Origin of the sequence: Propionivibrio dicarboxylicus, from assembly GCF_900099695.1 — a bacterium.
Classification (GTDB): Bacteria; Pseudomonadota; Gammaproteobacteria; order Burkholderiales; family Rhodocyclaceae; genus Propionivibrio; species Propionivibrio dicarboxylicus.
On the sequence record NZ_FNCY01000015.1, the window covers coordinates 50,553 to 76,867 of the forward strand.

Annotated in this window: 16 protein-coding genes; 1 reads left to right on the top strand and 15 read right to left on the bottom strand. The window is 58.3% G+C overall.

Going from position 1 to position 26,315, the window contains the following annotated elements; genetic code table 11:
* Positions 1-35 precede the first annotated feature (35 nt).
* The 11 genes from BLR25_RS15615 to BLR25_RS15670 all read right to left on the bottom strand — a co-directional run bounded on the left by BLR25_RS15615 (position 36) and on the right by BLR25_RS15670 (position 19,428).
* Positions 36-2,954, bottom strand: a complete 2,919-nt coding sequence (locus BLR25_RS15615) for an ATP-binding protein (protein WP_091938829.1) — start codon at positions 2,952-2,954, stop codon at positions 36-38.
* 645 nt (positions 2,955-3,599) lie between these two features.
* On the bottom strand, positions 3,600-4,958 hold the full coding sequence (locus tag BLR25_RS15625; protein ID WP_176785931.1) for an SET domain-containing protein-lysine N-methyltransferase: 1,359 nt from the start codon (positions 4,956-4,958) through the stop codon (positions 3,600-3,602).
* A 67-nt stretch (positions 4,959-5,025) separates the two neighbouring features.
* Entirely contained in the window at positions 5,026-6,156 is a 1,131-nt protein-coding gene (locus BLR25_RS15630; protein WP_176785932.1) for a D-alanine--D-alanine ligase family protein, read from the bottom strand.
* Positions 6,119-7,816 carry an ABC transporter ATP-binding protein gene (locus BLR25_RS15635; RefSeq protein ID WP_091938833.1) on the bottom strand — a complete coding sequence of 566 codons (1,698 nt, stop codon included), beginning with the start codon at positions 7,814-7,816 and terminating at the stop codon, positions 6,119-6,121. Before BLR25_RS15635 ends, BLR25_RS15630 begins: the two co-directional genes overlap by 38 nt.
* Positions 7,817-7,887: 71 nt before the next feature.
* Positions 7,888-8,496 carry an SET domain-containing protein gene (locus BLR25_RS15640; RefSeq protein WP_218122773.1) on the bottom strand — a complete coding sequence of 203 codons (609 nt, stop codon included), beginning with the start codon at positions 8,494-8,496 and terminating at the stop codon, positions 7,888-7,890.
* A gap of 734 nt (positions 8,497-9,230) precedes the next feature.
* Entirely contained in the window at positions 9,231-10,121 is an 891-nt protein-coding gene (locus BLR25_RS15645) for an EamA family transporter (protein WP_091938834.1), read from the bottom strand.
* A gap of 325 nt (positions 10,122-10,446) precedes the next feature.
* Positions 10,447-13,857 (bottom strand): CHAT domain-containing tetratricopeptide repeat protein, encoded by a 3,411-nt coding sequence (locus BLR25_RS15650; RefSeq protein WP_176785933.1) that lies wholly within the window; start codon positions 13,855-13,857, stop codon positions 10,447-10,449.
* A 990-nt stretch (positions 13,858-14,847) separates the two neighbouring features.
* Positions 14,848-16,050 carry an ATP-binding protein gene (locus BLR25_RS15655; RefSeq protein ID WP_091938836.1) on the bottom strand — a complete coding sequence of 401 codons (1,203 nt, stop codon included), beginning with the start codon at positions 16,048-16,050 and terminating at the stop codon, positions 14,848-14,850.
* Between the two features lie 266 nt (positions 16,051-16,316).
* Positions 16,317-17,207, bottom strand: coding sequence for a 2-hydroxy-3-oxopropionate reductase (gene garR, locus BLR25_RS15660; RefSeq protein WP_091938837.1), 891 nt, complete (start codon positions 17,205-17,207; stop codon positions 16,317-16,319).
* Positions 17,208-17,313: 106 nt separating this feature from the next.
* A complete protein-coding gene (denD, locus tag BLR25_RS15665; protein WP_091938838.1) occupies positions 17,314-18,294 on the bottom strand; it encodes a D-erythronate dehydrogenase in 981 nt (326 codons plus the stop codon).
* Positions 18,295-18,423: 129 nt separating this feature from the next.
* Complete coding sequence (locus tag BLR25_RS15670) at positions 18,424-19,428, bottom strand: TRAP transporter substrate-binding protein (RefSeq protein ID WP_091938839.1); 1,005 nt, start codon at positions 19,426-19,428, stop codon at positions 18,424-18,426.
* Positions 19,429-19,638: 210 nt separating this feature from the next.
* On the opposite strand from BLR25_RS15670, the gene BLR25_RS15675 reads away from it, so the two are divergent.
* Complete coding sequence (locus tag BLR25_RS15675) at positions 19,639-20,607, top strand: LysR family transcriptional regulator (protein ID WP_091938840.1); 969 nt, start codon at positions 19,639-19,641, stop codon at positions 20,605-20,607.
* 85 nt (positions 20,608-20,692) lie between these two features.
* On the opposite strand, the gene BLR25_RS15680 is transcribed toward BLR25_RS15675, so the two are convergent.
* The 4 genes from BLR25_RS15680 to BLR25_RS15695 all read right to left on the bottom strand — a co-directional run bounded on the left by BLR25_RS15680 (position 20,693) and on the right by BLR25_RS15695 (position 26,134).
* Positions 20,693-22,936: a xanthine dehydrogenase family protein molybdopterin-binding subunit gene (locus BLR25_RS15680; RefSeq protein ID WP_091938841.1), complete on the bottom strand. Its 2,244-nt coding sequence runs from the start codon at positions 22,934-22,936 to the stop codon at positions 20,693-20,695.
* Positions 22,933-23,424 (bottom strand): (2Fe-2S)-binding protein, encoded by a 492-nt coding sequence (locus BLR25_RS15685; protein ID WP_091938842.1) that lies wholly within the window; start codon positions 23,422-23,424, stop codon positions 22,933-22,935. Before BLR25_RS15685 ends, BLR25_RS15680 begins: the two co-directional genes overlap by 4 nt.
* 168 nt (positions 23,425-23,592) lie before the next feature.
* Positions 23,593-24,870, bottom strand: a complete 1,278-nt coding sequence (locus BLR25_RS15690) for an NRAMP family divalent metal transporter (protein ID WP_091938843.1) — start codon at positions 24,868-24,870, stop codon at positions 23,593-23,595.
* 613 nt (positions 24,871-25,483) lie between these two features.
* Positions 25,484-26,134 (bottom strand): ribonuclease HI family protein, encoded by a 651-nt coding sequence (locus BLR25_RS15695; protein WP_091938844.1) that lies wholly within the window; start codon positions 26,132-26,134, stop codon positions 25,484-25,486.
* Positions 26,135-26,315 lie beyond the last annotated feature (181 nt).

The window sequence follows — 26,315 nt, forward strand, 5'->3', positions numbered from 1 at the left end:
CGACGGCAGGTCCCATTACGCTGTCCGCATACCGGTCAGGAATGCGCCGTCCCGGCTTTCCGCAGTCTGGCGGTGAACCAGAAGGTACTGCCTTGGCCGAGCCTGCTTTCACACCCTGCCGTGCCCCCCATCAATTCGGCCAGTTTCCTGGTAATCACCAGGCCAAGCCCTGTGCCGCCATATCGACGCGTCGTGCTGCTATCCGCCTGTTCGAAAGCATTGAACAGCCTGTTCGCCACGTCAGGATCAATGCCGATTCCCGAATCTTCGACTTCGAACCGGACCAGGACAGTGTCTGGCGTTTCTTCTGCTGTCAGGGTTCTCAGGATCACCTGGCCTTGTTCGGTAAATTTGATGGCGTTACCGGCGTAATTGAGCAAGGCCTGTTTCAGCCGGGTGGGATCGCCGATCAGGCTACCCGTCCGAGGCTCGTTGTCGACAGAGATATGAAGCCCCTTCATCTCCGCCGCAGGCTCCATCATCGTGGCGACGTCTCCGGTGATTTTTTCCAGACTTATCCCGACTTCCTCCAGGGTGACCTTGTCCGCTTCTATCTTGGAAAGATCGAGGATGCCATTGATGACGTCGACCAGATGCGTACCGGACGCTTCGAGTTTATCCAGTTGTTCGAGTTGCTTTGGCGTCAGTCCGCCCCGCCGGATGAGATGTGCCATACCGAGAACGCCGTTCAGCGGCGTACGCAGCTCGTGACTCATGTTGGCGAGGAATGTGCTCTTGGCGCGGCTCGCGGCTTCGGCCGCCTCCTTGGCCTCCTTCAGGATGAACTCCGCCTCCTTCTGCAAGGTAACATCCATCGCGATGCCATGTAATCCCACCGGTCTGCCGGCATCATCGCAAGTGCGCTCACCCCGCGCCAGAATCCAACCGTTGCTGCCATCGGCGCGACGTGTCTGCAGTTCCAGTTCGTAGGGCTCTCCCGTCTGAGCCGTCTTTTCCAGCGCTGCGGACAACCGGGTCCAACTTTCCGGGGTGAATATGCTGTTGTGAATCGAGTAATTCGGCGGCGGCTGGCCGGGATCGGCATTGAACATCCGATAGAGCTCATCAGACCAAGTGACATTGTTTGTCGCCAGATCGAGTTGCCAACTCCCCATCGAGGCAATTCTTTGAGCTTCGTGCAAATCGGCGGTGCGTTGTCTTATCTGTGCTTCCAGCGTTTCCTTGTGACGTCCAAGGGCATTTTCGGCATGCTTACGTTCCGTGATATCGATCAGCGTGACCAGATGAATTGAATCCAGCCCCTCTGGAAGAGACGTCGCTGCCACCATGACGACTCGAACGTCGTTTGTGCGGGTCGTAATCTCGACTTCGATGGGGTCGACCTTGTCTTTCCCCTGCAGTACGGATTCAACATATGCCAGCCACTTCTGCTGAACCCGGGCTCGATAATCGGGATCCGGATAGGCTTTCTGCCACCAATCGGCGACCGTCGGAATGTCGTCGAGCGTATAGCCAAATGCCTTGGTAAAAGCATCATTCAAGTACGTGATGTCGAGCGCATCATCATTCAGCGCCATCGGAATTGGCGACGCTTCGATAATGGCCCGGAATCGTTCCGAGGCAATTCGCTGGGATTTTTCGAGTCGAACGTGTTCGCTGATGTCGCTGAAAATGGTGGCAAACTGGTCCGGCCCGGGTGAGACGACCGAAATGGAAAAAGTCTTGTCGAGGGGAGGAAAGTAGGTTTCAAACCGCAACGCTTGCCTGGTGGTAACGACCTGAGCATATTCAGCCAGGAAGGGCACACCGCCATAGGCTTGCGTCGCCGTCTTGCCGATCACGTCCTGCGCTCGCAGGCCTGTATGACCTTCGTATGCGGGGTTGGTGTCAAGTATCAGATAATCGATCGGGCGCCCTTCAGGGTCACGCATCAGGCGATGTAAGGCGACGCCCTCGGTCATGCTGTCGTAGAGCGAATGAAACCGCGCCTCGCTCTCTTCCAGCGCAATTCTCTGCGTATAGCGACGCCGAAGAATCTTATGCAGCGCAATGACCAGGGCGGAAAAGGCAATGCAGACCAGAATTGTCCAGACAATGCCCGGACGTATTCCGCCGATGATGAATTCATGCTTGGCCGAGATGCCGATATCCAGTCCGGTTTCGCCAATGCGACCGAAAACGAGGATGCGTCGCTGATTGTCGGTCACCACGTTTCCGAGGTAGCGTGTCAGTTTGCTACCTGAGCTGAGATAGGTCTGGAAGGCGTCTCCGCTGGCAATATTCTTGCCGATATGCTTTTCCGGATCGGGCAAACGGAAGAGAACATCGCCTTCCCGATTATGAATTGCCGCCGCATCGATCTCCTTGTTTGCCAGTACGTCAACCAGCAATGGCTCGAGAGACTGAAGCACCAGGGTTCCAACCACAACGCCGAGAAACTCCCCGGACGAGTTACGGATGGCTTGGGAGATTGCGATCGTCTGCTTGCCTGTGACTGCGCTGAAGACCCGCGATATATGAGTCCGATTGACATCCCCGGACTTGGCATCCCGGTGAAATTGAAAGTAGTCCCGCCCGGCGACGTTGAATCCCCGTAGCGCATCCAGGTCGTCACCTGCCTGAATGCTTTCCGCGCTGGTAATCGTGCCCGTGCGATCCGCGGTAAATACGGTATCGATTTCGGAAAACTGTTTCAGGAAGGCCCGCTGGCGTTGTGCCACGAAACTGAGAGAGGCGACCGGCACGACCGACTGATCGGCCACCAAACCGTGCAACCCGACATCCAGCCCGCGAAGGAAACCACTGACCTTGGCATCGGCAACCAGCGCATGGTTTTCCAGTGCATGGAACTCCGACTCAATAGCATCCTGATATGCCTGGAAAATATTGACGGCACCAATTGCATAGATCGCAACCAGCATGAACACCAGACCCGATACCGAGTTCAGTCGGTGGCCCGCATGGTCAATTGCACGTTGAAGTTTATTGCCCATTGCCGATTCTTATGGCTTCTGATTATTAGTGCATGTTAATCATACCTTCATATCGTCGAGCAATGCATCAGCAAGATGGCGATCGTGCAATGAGGCCAACCCGGCGGCTGACGGGAGCCGACTCCATTCCCCCAACCAATTCAATCGGATAAGCAAGACCCGGGTAGTGACCAGCGCTTGAATTTCGCGAGCGCGAACTCTTGGCAGCCAGAGGATCATTTCGAATGATGCCAATTGCACCTCGAACGCCCGACACATCGCGAGTCGTTGCGAATCCGACGCCGCTCATTTGCGCGTAGCGTGTTCGCCTGCTGCGAGCTTCCATTTTTCCGATTCCAGGAGGGCCTGTTTGTGCTGAAGAATTGGCGCACCGGTTCGGAGTGTCGAACGGCGGCTTGAGGTCGAAAGTGCGCGTTCACGGGGATCGGAAACAGACCTTAAAGCGCCGGGACGACTAAACTGACCCAGCGACTGCCGCCCAACACTTAAGACTGACCCAAGGCCACTTTGGCCGACGACAGGGCTTCGCGGCCAGAGCGATCATTCATGAGGGAGTTTTTTTGATGGACTGCTATCCCACTTATTGCCGCCGTTGATCGCCAGGGCTAAATGAATGGCGGCGTACGATATGCAAGGCCATGACTCTCAACGAATTCCGACAACAACCGAAGCGGTACCACGGATAATCTTGCGGCAGCGCGGAGAATTACACTGACATTCAAATGGAATCATGCCATCGTTACAGATCGTGGCGTAATCGAGCGTCAACTCTTCTCCCGCCGCGATATCACGTACGGCGACAACATTCAATCCCGAATAGCGCGTATTGGGATCACACGAATGGTTTTGTGGCGCCCAGTTTTCCGGTTGATCATCCCACAACAGCGAAACATGTGAATTGAGCGGAAGAGCATAGCGCCGGAATATCTCGATCTGATCGGCCGGCCAGTGTTGTTCAACATGAGGAAAACTGACGAGTCGTTGTGCTCTTTCCTCAAAGCGAAAGACAGTTTCTCCTTGTTGGATAGCCTCGCGCGCATAGATGCCATATCCGGAAATCGCGTTGCCACGACGAACCCAACGTCGCCGCCGGCTTCGATGTCGTGCTTTGCCTTCGTCGATGATCTGTCGCAGGAATCCGCTGGCGGTGAGGGCGTCACTTTTCAGTATGTAGTCGGCCGAACCTTCATGCCCCTCGGCGTAAAACACCGAGCAAGCAAAATTGATATCGATAAAAAATACCGAGCCTTGCGCATCAACCCGAAAATCCAGGCGAGCGTAACCTTCTCCTGAAAAACCCACGAAAATAGCCTTGGCGGCTTGTCGCAAGGATTGATCGAGTTCTTGATCCTGAAGCGGCACATTGGCCTCCGGATGATGTTCCCGAATCTTGAGATCGTAGGTCTTGAAGGCGTCAGGATGTTCGAATACAAATTCAAGCGGCCTTAATACCGTGGGGTCGAACGGTTTGTTCGGATTGGCGACGACCAGAACGGTAAATTCACGACCGGGAATGAATTCCTCGACCAGCGCACTGCCGAAACGGTCGATCACTTGTTGGCATTGCGCCCTTAACCCGTTGGCGTCTTGCACGCGCGAGTTCGTATCGATCCCGAGACTGTCTCCGGCGTGTGCCGGTTTGACGAACAACGGGAAACGCAACTGCGTCAATGCGGCCTCGCAGTCGTCTGGCGTATTCACCTCGACGCAAGGAGGCGACTTCACTCCTTGTGTGTATGCCACATACTTCATTAGCGGCTTTGACGGGTCGTACACGCGCAAGCTGGGGCCGGTGTAAGGCAACTCAAGGGCTTCCAGGCTCCATATGACATCCACCGAAGGAATATCCCAGTCGAGATAACCTTCGCACAGATTGACAAATATGGCGTACCCCCGACGACTGGCTTCACGTAACTGGCGATGGACGGATCGCTTGTCGAGAAAGAGGTGATCGACCTGGCAGTCCGGAAGCAGCGCCGACAGATCTCGCGGCGGATCGTACATCCCGTGGTCCTGGGAGGACTCGGGATAGAGGGGTTGCAGTACGCAGACTCTCTCGCGCATCAGATATTCATCCAGCTTGGGGTCGATCGAATGATGACATTGTCTTGGATATGATCGTACCTATCAAGTCTGGAAAGGAAAGACCGGCAAAATGCAGGATATTGCCGAGCGATGTCTGATCGTCCCCTGACAAACCGCAGTTCGCATTGACTTCGAGAACATGGAGGCGGCCACTGCGATGATCCTGGCGAATATCGATGCGTCCGTAACCATGCCCGCGAACAGCGCAGTAGGCGAGTTTTCCGATCGTCTCGAGGGTCGAATGCAAGGCCGCAGGCGCCGGCTGATAGTGGTAGAAGGCTTTTCCATCCGGCGGGGCGGACTCTTCCTGATAATGCCCCCAATAGCGATCGAAAGACAGGAAACGTTCTGCCGGCGGTATGTCCGGATGAAAAATGCGTTCGACGGGCGGCAGGCTCCACAGGCTGTCGGGCTGATGGTGTTCCCCACCGACGAACAACGTAAACTCCCTGCCCTCAATGTAGCGTTCGGCAATAAAAGTCGCCGTCGCAAAATATTTCGCGAAGCGTCCGGACTTCAATTCGTCACGGTATGCCAGCAGTTCCGACAGGGAATGCACCACGGAACGGAGCGAAATACCATAGCTGGCCGCCGAAACGTCAGGTTTGCAGAACAACGGCCAGTCGAAGTCCCCGGACGGCATGTCGGGGGGCGCGGCATTTGGGAGCACGCAGAACGGTGCGGTTGGCACGCCGGCTTCCTGGAAGAGCTGTTTCATCCGAATCTTGGAAGTGGAAATCCGGAAAAATTCAGCATTGGCGCCCGTAAAAGGCACACCGGAACGTTCCAGTGCGCTGACGACCGAGAGGCCGGGGCTCTCGTTTGGGTCGTCAACTCCGTCGCAGAAATTGAACACGACGACAGGGCGACTTCTGCCGCTTGCGACGACCTGCGCGATGATTCGATCCAGATTGCCATGGACGATCGGTTGCCAGACCCAGGGCAGACCGAGCTGTTGAAAGGTCTGCGCAAGTTCGACCTTGAAATCCGCGGTGTCGTAGCTGTCGCCGACCAGGCTGTTCTGTTCGATCCAGAACGGGATGAACGCCCAGACAAGCGGCGGCGAAGACGCCGATAACTCAGAGGGATGATGCGGTATGCAGGTTGGATCGGACATGACAGTTTTCTGACTTTGGTACTTCGTCATCGGAATTGCCGCAGGCCAGACGACCGTTGTTCAGGACGTAAACATGATCGGCAAGTGCGGCCAGGCTGAGGCGATGAGTGACGGCAATCAGCGTGATTCGCCGTGTTTCCGCCAGACGGCGCAAGGTGGCCAGCAACTCTGCCTCCGTAGCAACGTCGAGTGCTGACGTAGCTTCGTCCAGAATCAGAATTGCCGGGCGACGAACCAAGGCTCGTGCGAGAATCAGGCGCTGACGCTCTCCTCCCGAAAACCGCGCACCACGCTCGCCCACGAGCGTATCCAAGCCGGCCGGCAGAGCCAGGACGAAATCGAGGATTTCGGCGCTGCGTAACGCCTCAAGAATTTCCGTATCCGTGGCATCCAATTTGCCCATACGAATGTTGTCGCGCAACGAAAGATCAAATAGCAGCACATCCTGGGAGACAAGACCGAACTGCGTGCGAAGCGAATCAATCGAAGCATCGCGAATATCGTTTCCGTCAAAGAGGATCCGCCCCCGGCTGGGGTCATACAAGCGTAGAAGCAGTTGTAGCAGCGTTGTTTTCCCGGAACCGCTGGGGCCGACCAACACCGAGAACTCGCCTCGCCGGAAAACCACGGAGATATCTTGCAGTGCGGCAGAGCGGCTATCCGCAGCCCGGTGCGGATAAGCAAACGACACCGAGTCGAGGCGGAGTTCTCGCTGAAATGGCGGTAGGCAGACGGGGACTTCTGCCTCCGCAACCGTCGGTTGTTCCCTGAAAATCTCGTTGAGCCTTTCCATGCTGGCAGTCGCTTCGATCATGACCGGCGCCAACCAGGTCAGGTTGGAAATTGCAGTGTTCAGCCCCAACACCAGGATCTGAAAAGAGACAATCTCGCCGCTGCTGAGATGCCCTTGTAATGCCAGGACCGAACTGATGCCGAGAATGATCAAAGCGAGAATGAAAAATGAGACCGATGGAATGCGCTGAACGACATATGACAGAAAACTGGAACGGATCGATAACTTGATCAGAATATTCGTTTCGTCATTGAAGCGCCGATACACTTCGTGTTCCAGGCCAAACGCCTTGATTACCGATTGCCCTTGCAACCCTTCCTGAATCGTCGCGGACAAGCGCCCGGATTGGCGGCGGGTATCCAGAGAGGCTTGCCGAGCGCGCCAAAGCACAGTTCTTGGCAAGAGGAAGCACGCTGCTACGCCAAGAACCGCCAAAAGGGCCATCCATGGCTGAATGGACGCCATGAACAGGGTCGCGAATGTCACGCTGAACACACCGGTCAGCGCATAGGGAACGACCGTAACCAGGCAGTTTTCGACGGTTTCGGCGTCGGCAAGAAAACAATTGAGCACGTCGCCGGAAGAACGTTTTCCGAAAAATTCAATGGACAGACGCTGCACATGACGATAGAGATCCCGGCGCAGATCATTGATGACCAGGGTTCCAAGTTTGGCCCAGAGATAGTCGGCAACCAGGGCCAGGGCGGAAAACAGCACGGTGGCGACGCCAAGTAACGTCAGCACAAGAATCAGCATTGAACTATCACGAGGCACGATCGCCTCGTCGATCAGAATGCGAAAACTGTAACGGGTCGCGCTATCCAGTGCCGCCTCGAAAACGAGACTGCCCAACAGGGTCAGCGTCATCCACGGGTGTGGCCTGAGATACGCTGATAGCTGAAGAAAAAATGCCCGAATGACAAGCCTCCTGTTATCTGTCAGGCAGCTCGATTGCGTTGCTTCATCGCCTTGATGTGGTTGGAAAGCTCATATGATTCCAGGACCGATTCCTCCAAATGAGCGGCTCCCTCGATAAACCCGAGGCAATTGTCAGCACGACAATTGCATTGAAATGACTGATTCATCGACCATTCTGTCGACGGATAAAAAAAGCACAACTCTTCACCTGGAGCGATGGTGCGCAACGCGCGCAAATGCCGGGCATCAACGTCAAAAAAGACGTTGGGCGAGCAACTGTGGTTGATGTATTCGAGGTGCGCGGGAAAGAGCATGCCGTGCTCTGCTTCGCCAAATTGAACGGACAGGTAATTGGGCGCGATCACCAAGCTGCGAAAGCCAATTTCGGAAAGCACTTCGCCTTCCTGGAATGCCATGCTGGCATGCAAGGCCTTTTCGCCGGAGAGGAGAGATTCACGAATAACAAAACTGCCTTGGGCGACCGTGGTGGTTTTCGTATCTGTACTGTTTTCAGCGGCAGGGTGTTTTTCCGGAGACTGGCAATGGAGAATGTTTGTCATGAGAATATATTTTTCGCGCACAGGAATGCAGAGCATCCAACTTGAATAAATCGGCAGCAAGTATTCCATGTTGTCATATATCGTGGGGTAATGTCACTACAAATACCTAGTCCATGGCTTTGCAAAGAACATAACCGCACATCCAGGAGAATTCGGCGCGTGGCCGAACTTTGGATTGCGTGCATCTTCAGATAGCGAAAATTGTAGTTTGGCAATGCTTTCGACTGGATGGCAGGGGCATGCACATAACTGATTGAGTTTGACTGCGGCGCAGAGGTTCGGAATGGTCGACCGGTTTTCGATGAGCTCATTGCTGCCAATGCGCTCTGTAACCCTGAAACTTTCTGTTGACTATTCGGCAGGTCAGGCCTTTGCTGACCTTGAGCTCTCGGCCAGACTCGGGCTGCACTGGGTCAGTCAACAGCCATTCAGCCGAAAAATCCGCCCAATATCAGCTTGCCGATTCGGCGCCCCCCTCCGACTCACAAGAAACCATCATTGCCTTGGAGGTTGAGCGACGGGCTCTTGAGTGGAACGGTCGTCCGCAGTCGTGGCTGGCAGCGAACTGCTCGGCTTGAGCCGTCATCCGAGGACTGCAATTTGAACGGCAGCGGAGCTAACGTATTGAGGCTACCTCGACAAAGGCAGTGCCGTTGTAAGCATCGATCTGGATGCTGCCTTTCAGGTTACCGTGGCTTAGACAGTCGGCTTTGCCCGAGCAATTTGGCAGATTGTTCGCCCGTGCGAGCGCGGAGGCAAGGAGCTTCCTCGCTTGGTCATCCGTATGGCGGTGGATTAACGCCTCATTTCGACTGCTGCCATGCTCGTAGGTGTGGCCAAAGAAGATTCAACGCCAAACCCGCCATTACGAAACTGGCAGCCACCAGTTTCCATGGAGGAAGTGATTCGCCAAGCAGCAGCGTTGAGGCGCCTATGCCGAAGATGGGCACGAGCAAGGCCATGGGGGTAATCGTTGCCATCGGGTAACGTGCCAGCAGCCAACCCCAGGCTACGTAGCCGAAAAGCGTATTGCCCCACGCCTGCCATGCTACGGCGAGCCAAGAGCTGCCGCTAATCTGCCCGAAGGCAATCTGAATAGCTCCCGGCCCGTCGATAACGACAGAGAGCAGCATGAGCGGAGGTATCGCAAAGGCGCTGGACCAGACAACATAAGCCATCATGTTGGCTGGTCGCCCGAATTTTGCCGCCATGTTTGCACCGGCCCACGAAAGCGCCGCACAAATTACTAACCCCAATCCGCCTACAGTCGTTGTGCCGTCCGTGTGATAAATAATTAGGGCAATACCACCGGTGGCAAGAAATAGAGAAAGATATTGATAAATCCGGATACGTTCGCCCGCCAGCAACGCCGCCAACCCAATCGTGAAGAAAACTTGCGACTGAATGACTAGAGAGGCAATGCCCGGTGATATCAGGCCATTCATCGCGATGTAGAGCAGTCCGAATTGCCCCACTCCAATCAAGATGCCATACAAGGCCAGATTGCCCAGTGAAACAGACGGGCGCGGAAAAACGACAGCCGCCGGCAAAAAAACCAAAATGAAACGTAATGTAGCAAAGAGCAGAGGCGGCACATCGCCAAGCGCTATCTTGATGACGACGAAATTGGTTCCCCATACAGCGACAACAGCCAGTGCGAGAAGAAAATGGCGCAGCGACAGCGATGACGTCATTGGAAAAATCTCATTCGACTAAATTTCTCCAGGAGACCGGTCGGCGCTCTCACTTGAGTATTCTCATCAAAACCGACAGCCTTTCGCGAGCTAAAACCGCCACCGATTCGCGTTTCAAAATTGCCTGTCATTCGCACACCAAAACCGCCATATATTCTCATTTGCAATCCATCACCATCATGCTCAGGAAAATTGCTTGGCAGGTTACGGCTTATCGGCCTAAGCTGATCCCGGATCTTGGGCCAGATTCCGGCGACGATGCGTCATTTACCAGACGCTCAAACGTTGATAGCAGTCAATGGACTTTAACTCACCCCCCTCACTCTTACTCAATTTCTGTTCCACCTTCCCCAACGACTACGAATGGTGCCCAGAACATTGGATGTGCGTATTCAGGGCGATTCGGAGTGTTGATCAGGGCCAGCATCGCCTTGCGGTGAGCTTCTGCCTTTCCTTGTTCTGGGTGAACGTTGTACTCCTTTAACATGCCGGTCGTTAGCGGCACAGTGGCTTCTGAAGCAACTGGCCAGTGCGAAACGAGTAGCGAACGAGCGCCGGAGTAAAAGAACGCCTTGGCCAGTCCTGAAAAACCCTCTGCTCCTGGGCTGCCATCGGTCGCCGCGGTATTGCACGCTGAAAGCACTACCCAATCTGCATTGAGCCGAAGCTGCGCCACTTCACTAGCGGCAAGATAGCCGTCGTCCATTGCGCTGCCTTTTGCTGGAGGGGTTAGGATCAGTCCGGGCTCGCCAATGCCCTGGATTTCTCCGGCCATAACACCATGGGTGGCAAAGACGACAGTGCGGAAGCGGCTTAAATCCAGCCTCTTAACCGTTGCCTCGCTAGCCTGATGCTGCAGCCAAATCGTATCTGCTCCAGCCTTGAGTACTGTACCTATAGCACGAAGTTCATCTGCGGTTTCAGGCAGGCGTGGCGCACGTCGAATGACATCGACATCGGCGATTTCAGCCTGTACTGCGCCCGTCGTGGCATCAGTTTGAGTTGCCGGATTGCGGAAGACGGATGCCATGGTCAGTGAGCCCCGTTTGCCGCGAACCCCTCCCTCTGTTTCGCCAATAAGAGGATCGCCGAATCCGACGAACGGCTCTCGGGCGGCTTCGGTTTTCGAGAACTGACGAAATGCCTGGAGCGAGCCAACGGAAGGCAATACCGAGATGGCGTAGCGTTTGACCAGCCAATCGATCTTGCGGTAGTCAGCACTGGTCTTGATCGCTGGCGGTGGAGTCGCAATCAGCATACTGAACGACAGGCTCTGCAAAGCACCGACTGGCACGACCAGTAGATGCTTGACACCATCGAGATGCGGTTGAGCCGGCTTCATCAATGCCTGGTAAAGCGCGTGCAGCACACCCGCATCAAGGCGCATCAGTGCTCCGTTTGCATCGATCATCATGTTTGCACGCGCAGCAGCGACCTTGGCGCTGACATCATTGACGTCGGCAGATAGCGGCAAGAACATGGCCTTGTCCTGTCTCACCACCCAAAGATGATTTTTCTCACCCAAGGCATACACGAGCAATGCCTCCCCGTGCTTTAACAATGAGCGTATCCGGCCCAAATCAAGAGGCGCTTGCCGTGTCAGTTCCTGATATTGAGGAAAGCTGAGCGCCAGCTCAGCATTGATAGTCTCGATTTCCTGGCTGATGCTGACGATTTCACCACGGATCCGTTGCTCGTCGGCAACAACGCGTTGTGCGGAAGGCCTGCTGGCCACCTTCAGCAATTTCGCTTCGTGCCTAGCCCGACGCTCTGCTGCATCTTGTTTGCGTTTGATCAAACCGGCCAGCGTATCGTCGCCTGTGGCGAAACGAGCAGCCATCTTTGCGATGGCAGAGGCGGTACCGCTCATCTGTTCGAGCTGAACAATCTGCAGCGACTCATCCACAATGACATCGACTTCTTCCTGATTCGGGTTGAGTGAGAGCAAAGCAAGATGGTTCTGGAACCCAGTGCGATTTGTCACCGCTTCACGCAGAGCCGCGTCGTCTGTACCGCCATTAGCTATGCGTTGCCGGGCAATGGCGCTGGCTCGCCGCGCCAGAAGCAGTGCCTCAACATTACGGCCTTGTTTGCGATACATCTTGGCTTGGTTGTTGAGACTCAGCGCAAGACCAGGATGGTCTTCACCGACGATCTTCTCGACGACCAGGCGCGACCGCTGATAGAGGGCCTCAGCCTTGGCGTAATCCCCCTGCGCTTGATAGAGATCGGCCTCCTTGTGCAGGCTAGTCGCTACCAATGCGTGATCCGGTCCCAGACTGTCCTCAAGAACTTCGTGTGCCTGCCTGAACAACGGCAGAGCCTCCTCGTACCGCCCCTGCTTTCCGATGGCCTCAGCAAGGTTATAGAGGTTTGTACCCAGTTCGAAATTTTTCTTGGTCAGTGTCTTTTCGCGGATCAGCAGCGCTTGCCGATAAAGCACTTCCGCTTCGGCATATCGGCCCTGGTCGACCCACTGATAAGCCTGATCACTCAGCACTTCGGCCACTCGCGGGTGATCGGGGCCCAACGCGTCATTCAGTATTCGCCGCGCACGCTCTCTGAGCTCGTCTGCGAGTACGTATTTCTTTTCGGTGGTGTAGAGGGCTGCAAGATTATTTAGGCTAGTCGCCAAATCGGGATTGTTCGCACCAAGGGCCTGTTCGCGGATTTCCAAGGCACGCTTGAGCAATGCTTCAACCACGTTGTGTTGCCCTTGCGCGTAATGCGCCAGCGCGAGTTGGTTAAGTACAGATGCAACGTGAGGATGGGTTGGGCCGAGCGACTTTTCGATGATAGCAAGCGCTCGCCTGAAGAGTTTTTCCGCTTGTAAGTACTGGTCTTGCGCCAGATATGGCCCTGCCAGGTTAACCAGACTGACCGCGACGTTGGGGTGCTCTTGCCCTAAGGCTTTCTCTCGTAAAGCAAGAGATCGTTTCTGCACGGCCTCTGCCCGAGCATACTCACCTTGAGCGGTGTAGAGTTCGCCCAGGTTGTTCAGAATGTAGCCAAGATCAGGATGATTGGGTCCGAACGCTTTCTCGCAGATCGCCAGCGCACGCTTCAGAAGGGGCTCCGCTTGGGAGTAGCGTGCTTGGTTCATATAAAGAAAAGCCAGGTTGCTCAAGCTTACCGCCAAGGCAGGATTTTCCGGACCCAGCGCCTTTTCCTGGATTGCCAGCGCGCGCTGGGCGAGCGCCTCTGCCTGGATGAGACGTCCACGTTCAAAAGCTACTCCGGTAATTTTGATGAGCAACTGCGCTGTATTCGGGTGGTCTGGTCCGTACGCCCTTTCGTATACATCCAACGCTTGCTGATAGAGCTGTTCTGCCTGTTCATTGCGGTATTGGAGCTTATAAAGATCGCCGAGATTGGCCCGCACCGTCGCAGCAGATGTCATATCAGGCCCCGACGTTCTCTCGTAAATTTTCAGGGCACGCAGGTAGAACGGTTCCACCTGCGCATACTGCCCCTGGCTGACCAACATCAGCGCCAGGTCGTTGAGACTGGAGGCGACGCTTAAGTGATCGGGGCCGAGAGTATCTTCAGCTAGACGGACGGCTTGCTTTGCCCGTTCGGCGGCACGCGCATATTGCCCTTGCTGGTAAAGAGATGCCGTTTCTTTTCGGAGCATTTCCAAGTTTTGGGCCCCCACCGAAAAAACAACCAGAAGACATGCAGCAGTAAACGTAAGCGACTGTGTTAGCGTGCGCTTTTTTTGCATAGATACGATCATTTTGTTACTCCAGGTCGATCTGAAACAACGGGCCGCTAGTTTCATACAACGCAGACATGTTTTTTATGCGATCGTATGTCGCTGTAGAAGTAGTTCCGGCTCAACATCCTCTGCTCTCAGGATAGAACTCGGCATCGCTCTTTTTCGTATTTTTTGCCTCCGAGAGTAAAGGCTGCATACTCTTTCGCTGCGACTTCCATGTGATTATGGGCGTTGCGCGTGGCGAGCCAAGCACGACTATGACTGCCTCATCCCCCGTGTTGCCAGAGTCGGGCAAAAAAACAACCCAAGGTGCTACAAAAACACCGAGACAATCCTGTTGGTTCCTATAGCTACACCAGCACCCCGCAACGAAATACAGGTGCTAGGCAGGCCAATGCTCTTGGACTGATCTCGTGCAAGAAGCTGTCACTGAGTTGCTATTTACCAGCGCCCACTAAGGCCGAGGAGCAGTGACGGCCGAAGCTGACCTTGCGGGCACTGCAGTATCGGGCGGAAATCGGGCTGTAAGCCGCCTTTCAGTCTCGGACACCTACTCCGCACAGCCCCCCCAAAGCACATGCGCAAACCGCCATTGATATGTTTGATCAGTGCATGAGTACGGCATTGGAAAAACCAGACGGGGTTGTTCGGCGCCGGGAATTCCATCAATTATCATTCGGCAGCTAATCGAGGAATTACGGACTGTCGATAAATAATAGGTGAATGGCTGCTCAAGCCGATTAGTTGAAATTGGCGCTCAGGCGGTTCTTAGAGCGAAGCAGTCATTCCAACGTCGTTTGTCATAACACAGGTGCGACTGCTTCTGGCCGATTGCACTCATATATCATGTCACCGAAAAGCGGCCGGCAAGGCTGCGTGCTTCCGTGCAACTGTTCAGGCATCCGAGTTCAAAGGCTGACAAGAGATACGCCTGAAGGGAACATGGGTGTGTGGATCTTCCGGCTATGTCCGCGTAGATCGCCATTCCGCGGCCTTTCGAGGCTATGACTACCTGAAGGTCTTCGCTGCCTTTCGCCACTTCATCCTGGCCAGGTCGATGAGGAAAGGTTGAATTCGGCCTTTCTCCCAAAGGATGCGGGCGTACATCCGGTTGCGTGTCCTGGGTGGGATCGTATGCACAGGGCGCGGGACGAAGTGAATTGCCCCATTCTTGCAGGCGTCGATACAGGCGCCGCAGCCGAGACAGGTTCCGGCGTCCACCTCGGCATGTCGTTCGGCCTTGCTCCGATGGCGCGCCGTATCGGCAAGGCCAATACACTTGACGTTGCAAGTACTCAGGCAATCGCCGCAATAGTCACACTGTGTGGCGTCGACCTCTGCCAGGAAAGGTGTCTTGGCGACCCCGTTGGCGAACCCGCTCTGCACGCCCGCCATGAGTTCGCAACAGCAGCGGCAACAGTTGCACAGGAATGAGGGTTTCTCGCGCACGTTATCGGTGACGTGGGTCAAGCCAAGCAAGCGCGCCTGTTCCAGACCGGCCAGCAGCGTTGCCTTGTCGCGTTCCTGGGCGAAGCCGCGGCGTACGAGAAATCGCGCGCCTTCACCGAGGACCATGCACAGCCCGTCGACCGGAGCCCCCTTGCGGCAGATTTTGCCCAGATGTTCCTTCTTGTGGCGGCAGTAGCACAAGGTGACGGCGCAGTAGTCGGCGGCTTCGATGATCTGGCGAGCGTCTTCGTAGGCGGTAATGCGGGAAGTGACGGGGATGTGTTCGGGGTAAGCGAGTGCGCGGGTGAGTTGGGTCGGGCTGCCGAAGAACTCGCCGGTCTGGCCTTGGCGGCCATTTTCGTGGAGATACTCACTCATCAGCCGAGCCAGTTCCGCGGGAGAAACCGGGGATGTCAGGATCGGACTACGCCGCATGAATGTGAATTCGAAGAAGCCGATCAGGCCGGGAACGAGCAGGTAATACGTGGCGCCGCTGTAGGGAAGGTCCATGACCAGCCCCTTGTTGGCCATCGATTCCAGAATCGGGAGCAGTCGATCGATGGTAATGCCGGTCAGTTCGCCCAATTCGTCGCTGGTCGCCTCGTGCAGCGGGAATCGTGAGGCAACAAAGGCTTCTTCTTCACTAAACAGGAGCGACAGGATTTCACGCAGCTTGGCGCTATCGACCAGGCCGATCGGATAGCGATTAAGGCGGTCGATTAACGGAATCAGCGATGATTTGTCGCTCAGCAGATGACCCACACGATACTCCGGCGAAAATGTGATGCTGATTGTACGTCAGTGCCGTGGCTACGCGAGGAAGCGACCGTTCAGGGTGACCGGGGGCTGAAAGGCGGCTTAGCACAATGTTGCAGCCCGACACCGATCGATAGACAAATGGCCTGATTGGCCGAACAACCGCCCGCCCAAGACAACGCCCCGCGCGCCCCCAACGGTCCTTGCGCCGCAGGATCAGCCCGCCACCAGGAACCTTTTGAAAAATCCCAGGAGGCCCGAAAACCCGCCGCTCAGCACGCCCCGGCGCGCACTTCCACCTTGGCCAGCTTTTCGTAATACCGCACCACGGCACAGTGATCGTTCTTGGCCATGCCGTCGCCGATCAGCGCTTCGAAAATCTGCATCATGGCCCCGGTCAGCGGCAGCGACACATTCAGGCGATGCGAGGTGTCGAGTACGTTGCGCAGATCCTTGGTATGAAATTCGAGTCGCCCGCCCGGCTCGAAATTGCCGCTGAGAATCATCGGCAGCTTGGCATTCATGATCGTCGAGCCGGCCAGTCCGCCCTTGATGGCATCGAACACCGCCGCCGGATCGACGCCGGCCTTGGTCGCCAGCACGAAGGCTTCGGAAACGGCCGCAATGTTCAGGGCGACGATGATCTGATTGGCGAGCTTGGTCACGTTGCCGGCACCGATACCGCCGAGCAAGACGGCCGACGAGCCCATTTTTTCCAGAATCGGTTTGACTGTTTCAAAGGCCCGCGCATCGCCGCCGACCATGATCGCCAGCGTCCCGTCGATGGCCTTCGGTTCGCCGCCCGAGACCGGCGCATCGAGCATGACAACGCCCTTGTCGTGCGCCGCTTCGCAGATTTCCTGCGCCGCCGCCGGCGCAATCGAACTCATGTCGACGAGAATCGTCCCCGGCTTCGCGCCTTCCAGCACGCCGTCCTTGCCCATCACCACCTCGCGGACCTGCGGCGAATTGGGCAACATGGTGAAGATGACATCGCACTGCTCGGCCAGCGCCTTGCACGACGGCGCGGCCTTGGCGCCCAGCGCGACGAGATCGTCGGTCGTCGACGAGCGCGTATATACCGTCAGCGGATAGCCCGCCTTGAGCAGGTTCTTCGCCATCGGGCGTCCCATGATGCCCAGTCCGATAAATCCGATATGCATTTCCAGTCCCCGATTCGATCCTGTTGGCCAGGCCTTGCCCGCGCGTGCGCCGATGACGATGAAGAAGATGATTTGGGCGACGCCGGCGAACCGGCGTCGCCGCCGTTCATGCCTTCAGTGGTATCTTTTCGTCATCGATATACGAACGGATGATCGATTCGACGTTCTGATCGGCGGCGAAGCCCATGGCATTGGCCCGATCGGTGCGGAAACGGACCGGCCAGGACAGCACCAGCGCCTCGATGCGGGGATCGGGTTTGAGTTCGATCAGATCGGCCACCGTGTCGCCGGCGATGCGGCGCAGGGTGTCGATCATGTCGCCGACAACGGCGGTAAAGCCCGGCAGATTGATGACGCGCCGCAGCCCCCACGCCGAGGACGGCAGCTCATAGGCATGAATCAGCGATTCGATGATCTTGCGCGGCGACAGCAGCCAGATCATGGCGTCGCGGCTCACCGGACAAATCGCCGGAAGGCCGGCGAGCGGCTCGCGGATGATGCCGCTGGCAAATGACGAGGCGGCCAGGTTGGGCTTGCCCGGACGCACCGAGATGGTCGGCAGGCGCAGCGAACGCCCGTCGATATAGCCCTTGCGCGAACAGTCGGTGACCAGGTATTCGCACATCACTTTCTGGGCGCCATAGGAACCCTGCGGATTCGGCGTCGTGCCGTCATCGAGCGTTTCCGGCAATTCGCCGCCAAAGACGGCGATCGAACTGGTGAACACGAAGCGCGGCGGCCTGGCTTGTTTGCGACAGGCATTGAGCAAGGCACGGGTGCCGTCGAGATTGACCTTGTAGCCGAGATCGAAATCGGCTTCGGCGCCGCCGCTGACGACGGAAGCCAGATGGAATACGGCATCGGTATCGCTGCCAAGCGTCGCTTCAACGCAGGCCTGGTCGTTGAGATCGCCCTTGACCGCCTTCAGCCGGGCATCGACGTTCTCGGGGAACGCCATGTCAAATAATACGATCTGGGTAATCGGCGCCTGCTGCCCCTGCGGATCGGACAGCGTCCCCTTCTTCAAGAGCGCCTGCGCCAGACGATACCCGATAAAACCGCCACCTCCCGTAATCACCACTTTCACTTTAACTGTCTCCTATTCTCAATTCTCAATACACCGACATCGACAATGCTGCGATCCTGACGTCCCGGCTTCCATTGAGCCGGGACGATCATCCGCTTCATGCCTCCGGACTCGCCGGACGCAGCCGACTCACTGAATCTTCTTCAGGGTCGCGAAGACCAGTTCCGGGCCTTCCTTGCTGTAGGTCGCCAGGTTGCGCTCATACACCGGCTTGACCTTCTCGACGATGCGGGCCCGCTCCTGCGTGCTCAGTTCGCTGACCACCATGCCCTTGGCCTTGAGATTGACCAGCGCCTTTTCGTCGAGCGTCCGATTGGCTTCGCGCTGCACCTTGCGCGCCTCGACCGCCGCCTCGCGCAGGGCGCTGCGTTCGTCGGCGCTGAGTTCGTCCCAGAGTTTCTTGCTGTAGAGCACGAGCCACGGCGTGTAGGCATGACGCGAGGCGGTCATGTATTTCTGCACCTCGAACATCTTGTTGGTTTCGATGTCGATGAAGGGGTTCTCCTGACCATCGACGGCCTTCATCTCCAGCGCCGTATACAACTCGGACTTCGGCATCGGCACCGGATTGGCGCCCCACTCGCGGAAGGCATCGATGAAGATGTTGTTCTGCATGACACGGACCTTGAGGCCGGAGAGGTCTTCAAGCTTGGCAACCGAACGCTTGCTGTTGGTCAGGTTGCGGAAGCCGTTCTCCCAGTAGGCGAGATTGACGAGCCCGATTTCTTCCAGGCGCTTGTTGAAGTAATCGCCGGCCGGGCCGTCGAGAACGGCATAGGCTTCCTTTTCATTGGCGAAGAGGAAGGGAAGGTCGAAGATGCCCAACTCCTTGATCAGGCCGGCCAGCGGCGAGCTCGAGGTAATGACCATTTCCTGGGTGCCGGAGCGCAGCGCCGCCACCGCCTGGTTATCGTTGCCAAGTACGCCGTTGTAATAGCCGGTGAGCTTGATCTTGCCGCCGGACTTGGCGTTCAGGATTTCCTGCATCTTCCTGACCCCGACCGATGCCGGATTCTCCTCCGGCACGCCGGCTGAAATACGGATTTTCCGTTCGGCATATTGCGCAAACGAAATCGACGAAAAAGCGCACAGCGTCACTGCCAACATTGCAAGAACACTTCGACGAGCAATCATTTCTGTCTCCTGTTTTAACCCGATGTTATGAGATCCCAAAATGCCCTGATGGATGAGTCCTGGAACAACGCCTCGATCACGCCGGACCGCGCGGTCGGCGATCGATTGGCAAACATCCTAAGCGCTATAGATATAGGTGCATAATCGTTTTTTTGTATTGAACGATATTAAAATTAAGATACATTTTCCGTCACGCTCACAGGCCTTGCGATGCATCCGTTCGATGACTCCGAAATCCCGCTCAAGCCACTCAAGATCTCCAGCCGGCAAATCCTCTTGCTCAACGCGCTCGATCGCTACCGCAACATGCGGCGGGCCGCTGCGGCCATGCACACGACCCAGCCGACGGCGAGTCAACTCCTGCAGCAACTGGAATCGCGGCTCAAGGTCAAACTCTTCGACCGCCTGCCGCGCGGCATGGAGCCGACGCTCTACGGCGAGGTGCTGATCCGCTATGCGCGCAGCGTCAATCAGGATTTCGAACACGCCGAAACGGAAATTGCCGAACTCGCCAAGGGCGCCCTCGGCTTCGTCCGCATCGGCAGCGTCATGGGCGCCGTGCCGACGGCGCTGACCCGGCGCCTGCTCGACTTCAAGGCGGCATATCCGCGCGTCCGCATCTCGCTCGATGTCGGCACCAGCGACACGATCCTGCCCTTGTTGGCGCGCGGCGACCTCGACCTCGTCATTGGCCGCATTCCCGACGGCATGGACAGCCAGGATTTCGCCATCGACTTCTTCGACAAACCCGAACGCATGAGCCTGATCGCCCGTCCCGGACATCCGCTCAGCCGGAAAAAGAAGCTCCGCGTTGCCGACCTCCTGACGCAGACCTGGATCCTTCACCCGATCGGCAGTCCGATGCGACTACGCGTCGAATCGGCGCTCCGGCTGAGTCTCGAACCGGCCTTCCTCGACGTCGTCGAAACCACGTCCCTGCTGGCAACAACATCGCTGATCCAGGCGTCGGACATGGTCTCGGTGGTGCCCTTCGACGTCGCCACGCATTATGCCAACTGCGGCTTGGTGACGATCATCCCGATCGACTTGCCGATCTCGATGGTCAATCTCGGCGTCATCACCCGCAAGTCGAAGGCGCCGGCGCCCGCCCTGATCGGTCTTCTCGGCTATCTGAAGAGTTCGCGCATGAGCGACGCCGGCGATGCCGGTGGCGACTGAATGCCGGACCGGGCGCTTGGGCCACGGTCACGGCGCAGAATGACGTGTAAGTCGACAAACCTGCAAACGCCCCTCGGCGCCCGGCTCAAGCCCAGCGCAGGCTCGTCTGCGTCAGGGGCAGCTGGCGGATGCGCACACCGGTCGCGGCGAAAATGGCGTTGCAGACGGCCGGGGCCAGCGGCGGCAAGACAGGTTCGCCGAGTCCGGTGACCGGGTTGTCGGTCTGGAGGAAGTGGATCTCGATGGCGGTCGGCCGGTCGGCGATACCGGCCAGCGGATAGTCGCCGAAATTGCCCTGAACGATCCGCCCTTGCCGGATATCGAGTTCCTGCTGTGCCAGCACGCTCAAGCCGTCGATGACCGAGCCCTCGACCTGGGCTTCGGCGCCGCTCAGGTTGATGATCTGCGCACCGATGTCGACAGCGACAACGACGCGGTCGACCTTCAAGGCGCCGTGCGGCGCCACGCTGACCTCGGCCACCTGCGCGACATAGCCGCGGTGACAGTAGTGGAAGGCGATGCCGGCGCCCTGCCCGCGCGGGAATTTCTTCTTGCCCCAAGCTGCCTTGTCGGCGACATGCGCAAGCAGGCGGGTCATGCGACCGACATCGTAGCCGGTGGCGTTCGGTCGACGATTCAACAGCGCCAGCGAATACGCCAGCGGGTCCTGCCCGGCGGCATGAGCCAATTCGTCGATGAAGCTCTGGAACACCCAGGCGAAGGCGTTCGCGCCCGGCGCCCGCCATGGCCCCATGGGAATACCGCAATCGAGCGCGGTCTCTTCCATGCGGCAGTGGTCGATCCAGCGCCCGGGGAACTCGTCGGGGCTGAGGTGACCGCCACTTCCGGGTCGCAATTCGGTCTTGCCGTTGCGTGTCCGCGCGTTGGCGAAGGTGACGAAATGGTCGCGCCAGGCGACGACCCGCCCCTTGGCATCGAGGCCCACACGCAAGAAATGGAAGCCGCCGGGCCGATAGTGGTCGTGGCGCATGTCATCTTCGCGCGACCAGGTCAGCTTGACCGGTGCTGACACTCTCTGTGCGATTGCCGCGGCTTCGGCGATGTAGTCGGCGCTCAGGCGACGGCCGAAGCCGCCGCCACTGCGGATCAAGTGCAGCGTGATCTTTTCCTTCGGGATGCCGAGAACGGCGGTGACCAGCGTCTGGCCCGCGGCCGGGTTCTGCGTCGGCGCCCAGATTTCCAACGATCCGTCGGGTTTGAACCAGGCGGTGCAATTCTGCGGTTCGAGGCAGGCGTGAGCGATGAACGGATAGCGGTAGGACGCCTCGACCGTACGGGCCGCCGCGGCCATGCCCGCGGCGATGTCGCCGTCATCGCGCAGGCGCGTCGCGCCGGGGGCATCGGCCAGTGCCTCGGCTTGCGCGATAAATCCGCGCCAATCGTCATTCGCGTATTTCCCTTCGTCCCAGACGACGCGAAGCTGCTTGCGTGCGCTGAAGGCTGCCCAGGTCGACTCGGCGACAATGGCGACGCCCGGCATCAGTCCGGTCAGGTCGTCCGTGCCGGCGATGATGAAAGCATCGAGAACGCCCGGCAGCGCGCGGACGAGGTCGAGATTGGCGCTGACAACCGTACCGCCAAAGACCGGGCATTTCTCGTAGACGGCGTAGCGCATTCCGGGGAGGCGCACGTCAATGCCGAACAGCGCTTCGCCGGCGACGATGGCCGCATTATCGACACCGCCGATGCGTCGGCCCATGAGCGCGAAATCCTTCGCCGTTTTCAGCACGACCTTCGTCGCGTCCGGCACCGGGCGCTCGGCCGCTTTCGACGCGAGCGCACCGTAGCCAAGCGTGCGTCCGCTTGGACGATGCACGATCGTGCCCAGCGTGGCGACGCATTCGCCTTCCGCAACCTGCCAGATCTCGGCCGCTGCCTGCAGCAGCATCGTCCGGGCGGTAGCGCCGAGGCGGCGGAAGTTCTCGTAATTGACCGGTGTCGAGGTCGAGCCACCGGCGATCTGCCGGCCATAGACCGGGTCCAGGTCGCCCTGGACGATGACGACGTCGCGCCAATCGACTTCCAGTTCCTCCGCCAGAACCATCGGCAGCGCCGTCTTGATTCCCTGACCGGTTTCGGGCTGTTTGGAGACGAGCGTGACGACGCCGGTGGCGGCGATGCGGATGAAGGCGTTCGGAACGAATTCGTCGGGCTTCCGCCGCTGCGGCACATCGACGATGGGGGCCGCACTCGCGAGCGGTGCCAGATAGCAACCGAGCAACAGACCGCCGCCGGCGAGCGTGGCGGTGCGCAGAAAGGCACGGCGGTTGGGATCGGCCGGCACTGCGTGGGAAGGAAGCGTGTTCATGTCCGCTCCTTCTTGCCGGCGGGCGTCGCGGCGGCGATTTCCGCAGCGCGATGGACGCCGGCCACGATTCTCGGATAGGTGCCACAACGACAGAGATTGCCGGCCAATGCTTCTTCGATGTCCTTGTCTGTCGGCTGCGGGTTTTCCCTGAGAAGGGCGGCCGCGCTCATGAGTTGGCCGGGCTGACAGAATCCGCATTGCGGCACGTCAAGTTCGACCCAGGCCTGCTGCAAGGGGTGGCGCGTTGGCTGTCCCAATCCCTCGATCGTGGTGACCCGCCGCTTGCCGACCGAGGCGACCGTTGTCCGGCAGGATTTCGCCGGAACGTCATCGAGATGGACGATACAGGCACCGCATTCGCCGATCCCGCAGCCGAACTTGGTCCCGACCAGGCCGAGCGTATCGCGCAGCACCCAGAGCAAAGGCGTTTCGGGCGCCACATCGACGTCGTGGCGGGCGCCGTTGATCACCAGCGTGAATATGCCCATCGAAATATCCTGAGAGTTCGTCGCTCATCGGCAGGGCCGCAGCCTGTCACCCGTAAGGCAGGATAGAAGACGCTTTGGACGAAGTCCAGCGGGATGCGGCCAGGAACCGGTTGACCGGGGCGCGGCGGTTCCCCTGAGGAAACCTCATGCGCCCGGCATCGTTCGTGTTTAGAACGCGGTCATCAGCATGAAGGCAACGGCCAGGGCCATGACCCCCGTGGCGCCCCAGCCGAAGATGCGATGACGTCGGGAAATCGTCAGCGCCCCCATGAGTCGCACCGATTGGCCGACGTGCATCATGACGACCATGATCGGCACGGCGATGATGCCATTGATGATCGCGCTCCAAACCAGGGCCTTGATGGGATCGAGTTCGAACGATCCCATCACCGTACCGATTGCGGTCGCGGCGATGATGATGCCGTAAAAGCCGCGCGCCTCATGAAAACCGTGCGACAACCCGGCACGCCAGCCGAATATCTCGCTGACTGCGAAAGCGGCCGATCCCGCCAGGACCGGTACGGCAAGCAAGCCCGTGCCGACGATCCCGAGCGCGAAGAGCACGAAGGCGAATTCCCCGGCTATCGGCTTCAACGCTTCCGCCGCCTGGGCGGCCGTCAGGATGGTCGTGATGCCGTGTTCATTGAGCGTCACGGCCGTTGCAAGAACGATGCAAACGGCAACCGCGTTGGAAAACACCATCCCGACATAGGTATCCTGCTTGATGCGGGCGAGGTGTTCGGCCATGTATTCGGGATTGCCGCGAAGCTCGGCAGCCCCCGGACGGCGCACGCCCTCCTCGACTTCCTGCGAGGCCTGCCAGAAAAACAGATACGGGCTGATGGTCGTGCCAAGCACGGCGACGACGATCGATGCGTAGTCATGCAAGGAAATGCCATCGGGCATGTAACGCCATGGAGCGCTCGATTCGGTAATGACTTGTTGCCACGGAATCGCCACCGAGAGGATTACCGCGACATACGAGAAAAGTGCCAGCGTCAGCCATTTCAGGACGCGCACCGTGCCTTCGTAGGAAAAATAGACCTGGCCGGCGATCGAGAGAAGTCCGAAGCCGACGATGTACGGCGCGACGTGGCCGCCGACGAGCAGGCGCACCGCCTCGCCCATCGCCCCGAGGTCCGCGGCGATGTTGATCGTATTGGCCACCACCAGCAGGGTAACCAGGCTCAGCGTGAGCCAACGCGGGCAGATCTTCGCGATGTTCGCCCCCAGGCCCTCGCCCGTCACCCAGCCGATGCGTGCAGACAGCATCTGGATGCCGATCATCAAGGGCGTGGTCAGCAACAAGGTCCACACCAATCCGAAGCGGAATTGGGAACCCGCTTGCGAGTAGGTGGCGATGCCGCTGGGATCGTCGTCGGCGGCGCCGGTAATCAGACCGGGACCGAGACGGCGGACGATCCCCTGGATGGTTTTTGCATTCATTTCTGTGCTCCTCGCGCCGCCATGGGGCGTGCGATCACGCGGCCGATGGCAGGCGGACAGGCACCCTCGGGTGCCGATGTTCAAAACACAGGAGCAGAGAAACGATGAAGCGTCGCGTCTGCTCGCTGGGCGGTCGGTGTTGCGGTGTACGCCTTGACGCCCAGCGAAATTGAATGACAGCTCAGTGTCGGTTTAGAGCCTATTTCGGTAGGGATCGTGGGCCGCGCCGGCGGCCCTTCGGGTTGCCGATAGGGGCGGTGTCTGCGGCGGTGCTCCGCTTGCGCATGGAACAACCATGCGCTGCGCCTCGCGCCTTGCATCCATCCGTCCCTATCGACAACGCGACCCGCGATCCCTACTGAAATAGGCTCTTACGCGTTCGGGCGACCAAGGCCAGTGACTTGGGCCTGGGTTCATCATCGTCGATCGTTGTTGAGAAGGGGCGCATTATCCCCCTGTGACCGTCTCGATGGAAGCCCGAATTGATTTCCTTGCCGGCTCGCCGGCGACACGCCAGATTGCCGTCATTCAGGCGGCGTGGCCGCACATGAGCGCTGCCGGCAATCCCGCAGTGCCCGCGCGACATGACGTCCGGATACTGACGTCACGACCGTCAATCGAGGAACAGCGCCTCCCTCAGGGCAGCAGGCAAGAGCTGGCGATGCCAGTAGTCGTCGTGGCCGAAATTGTTGGGAACGCGGAGCACGACGCCCTTCTCGATCGCCAGTTGCGTCGGTTTGCCATTCTCGCGCAGCTTTGCCTTTGTCATCTTCTTGCCGAGCGCGACGGCCGAGAGGCCGAAGGGCTTGGCAATTTCCGAGATCTTCATCCACACCGCGCGATCGAGAGCGTCCGCATCGATCACCCCGAGCGCCCGTTTGCTGAGGACGTCCGCTTCGGTATTCTCGGTTCTCGCCACCCAGCACAGTTTGACGTTCGGGATCTGGGCCTTGAGCGACACCGCCGTCTGGCACAGCGGCACCAGTTCCTTCGCCTTGATCAGCCAGGCGCCATTGACCTGATTGATGACGAGCTGACTGTCGCCATAGACGATCAGGTCTTCGACCCCGGCCTGGATCGCCGCATCGAGCACGGCCATGAGCGCGGTATATTCGGCCTCGTTGTTCGTGCCGTGTCCGATCTCTTCGCAGATCTCGATCAATTCCCCGCCCGGCCCCTTGAGGACGCCGCCGATACCGCGAATCCCCGGGTTCGTTCCCTTGGTCGCACCGTCGAACCAGGCTTTCCAGGTGTTATCTTTCATGCACTCCCCGCTTCTCCGATAACGCGCGCGCCGCCGGCCGCAGGGAAAGCCCCCCGCCAAACCGTCAGCCCGCCAGGCTTGCGATGCTAGCCCGGGAAAGCCCGCCTGTGAACAGCGGATTGCATCGGCTGCGTCAGACCGGCCGCGGATCGCGCCATGAAAAAGGACGACGCCCGCAGAG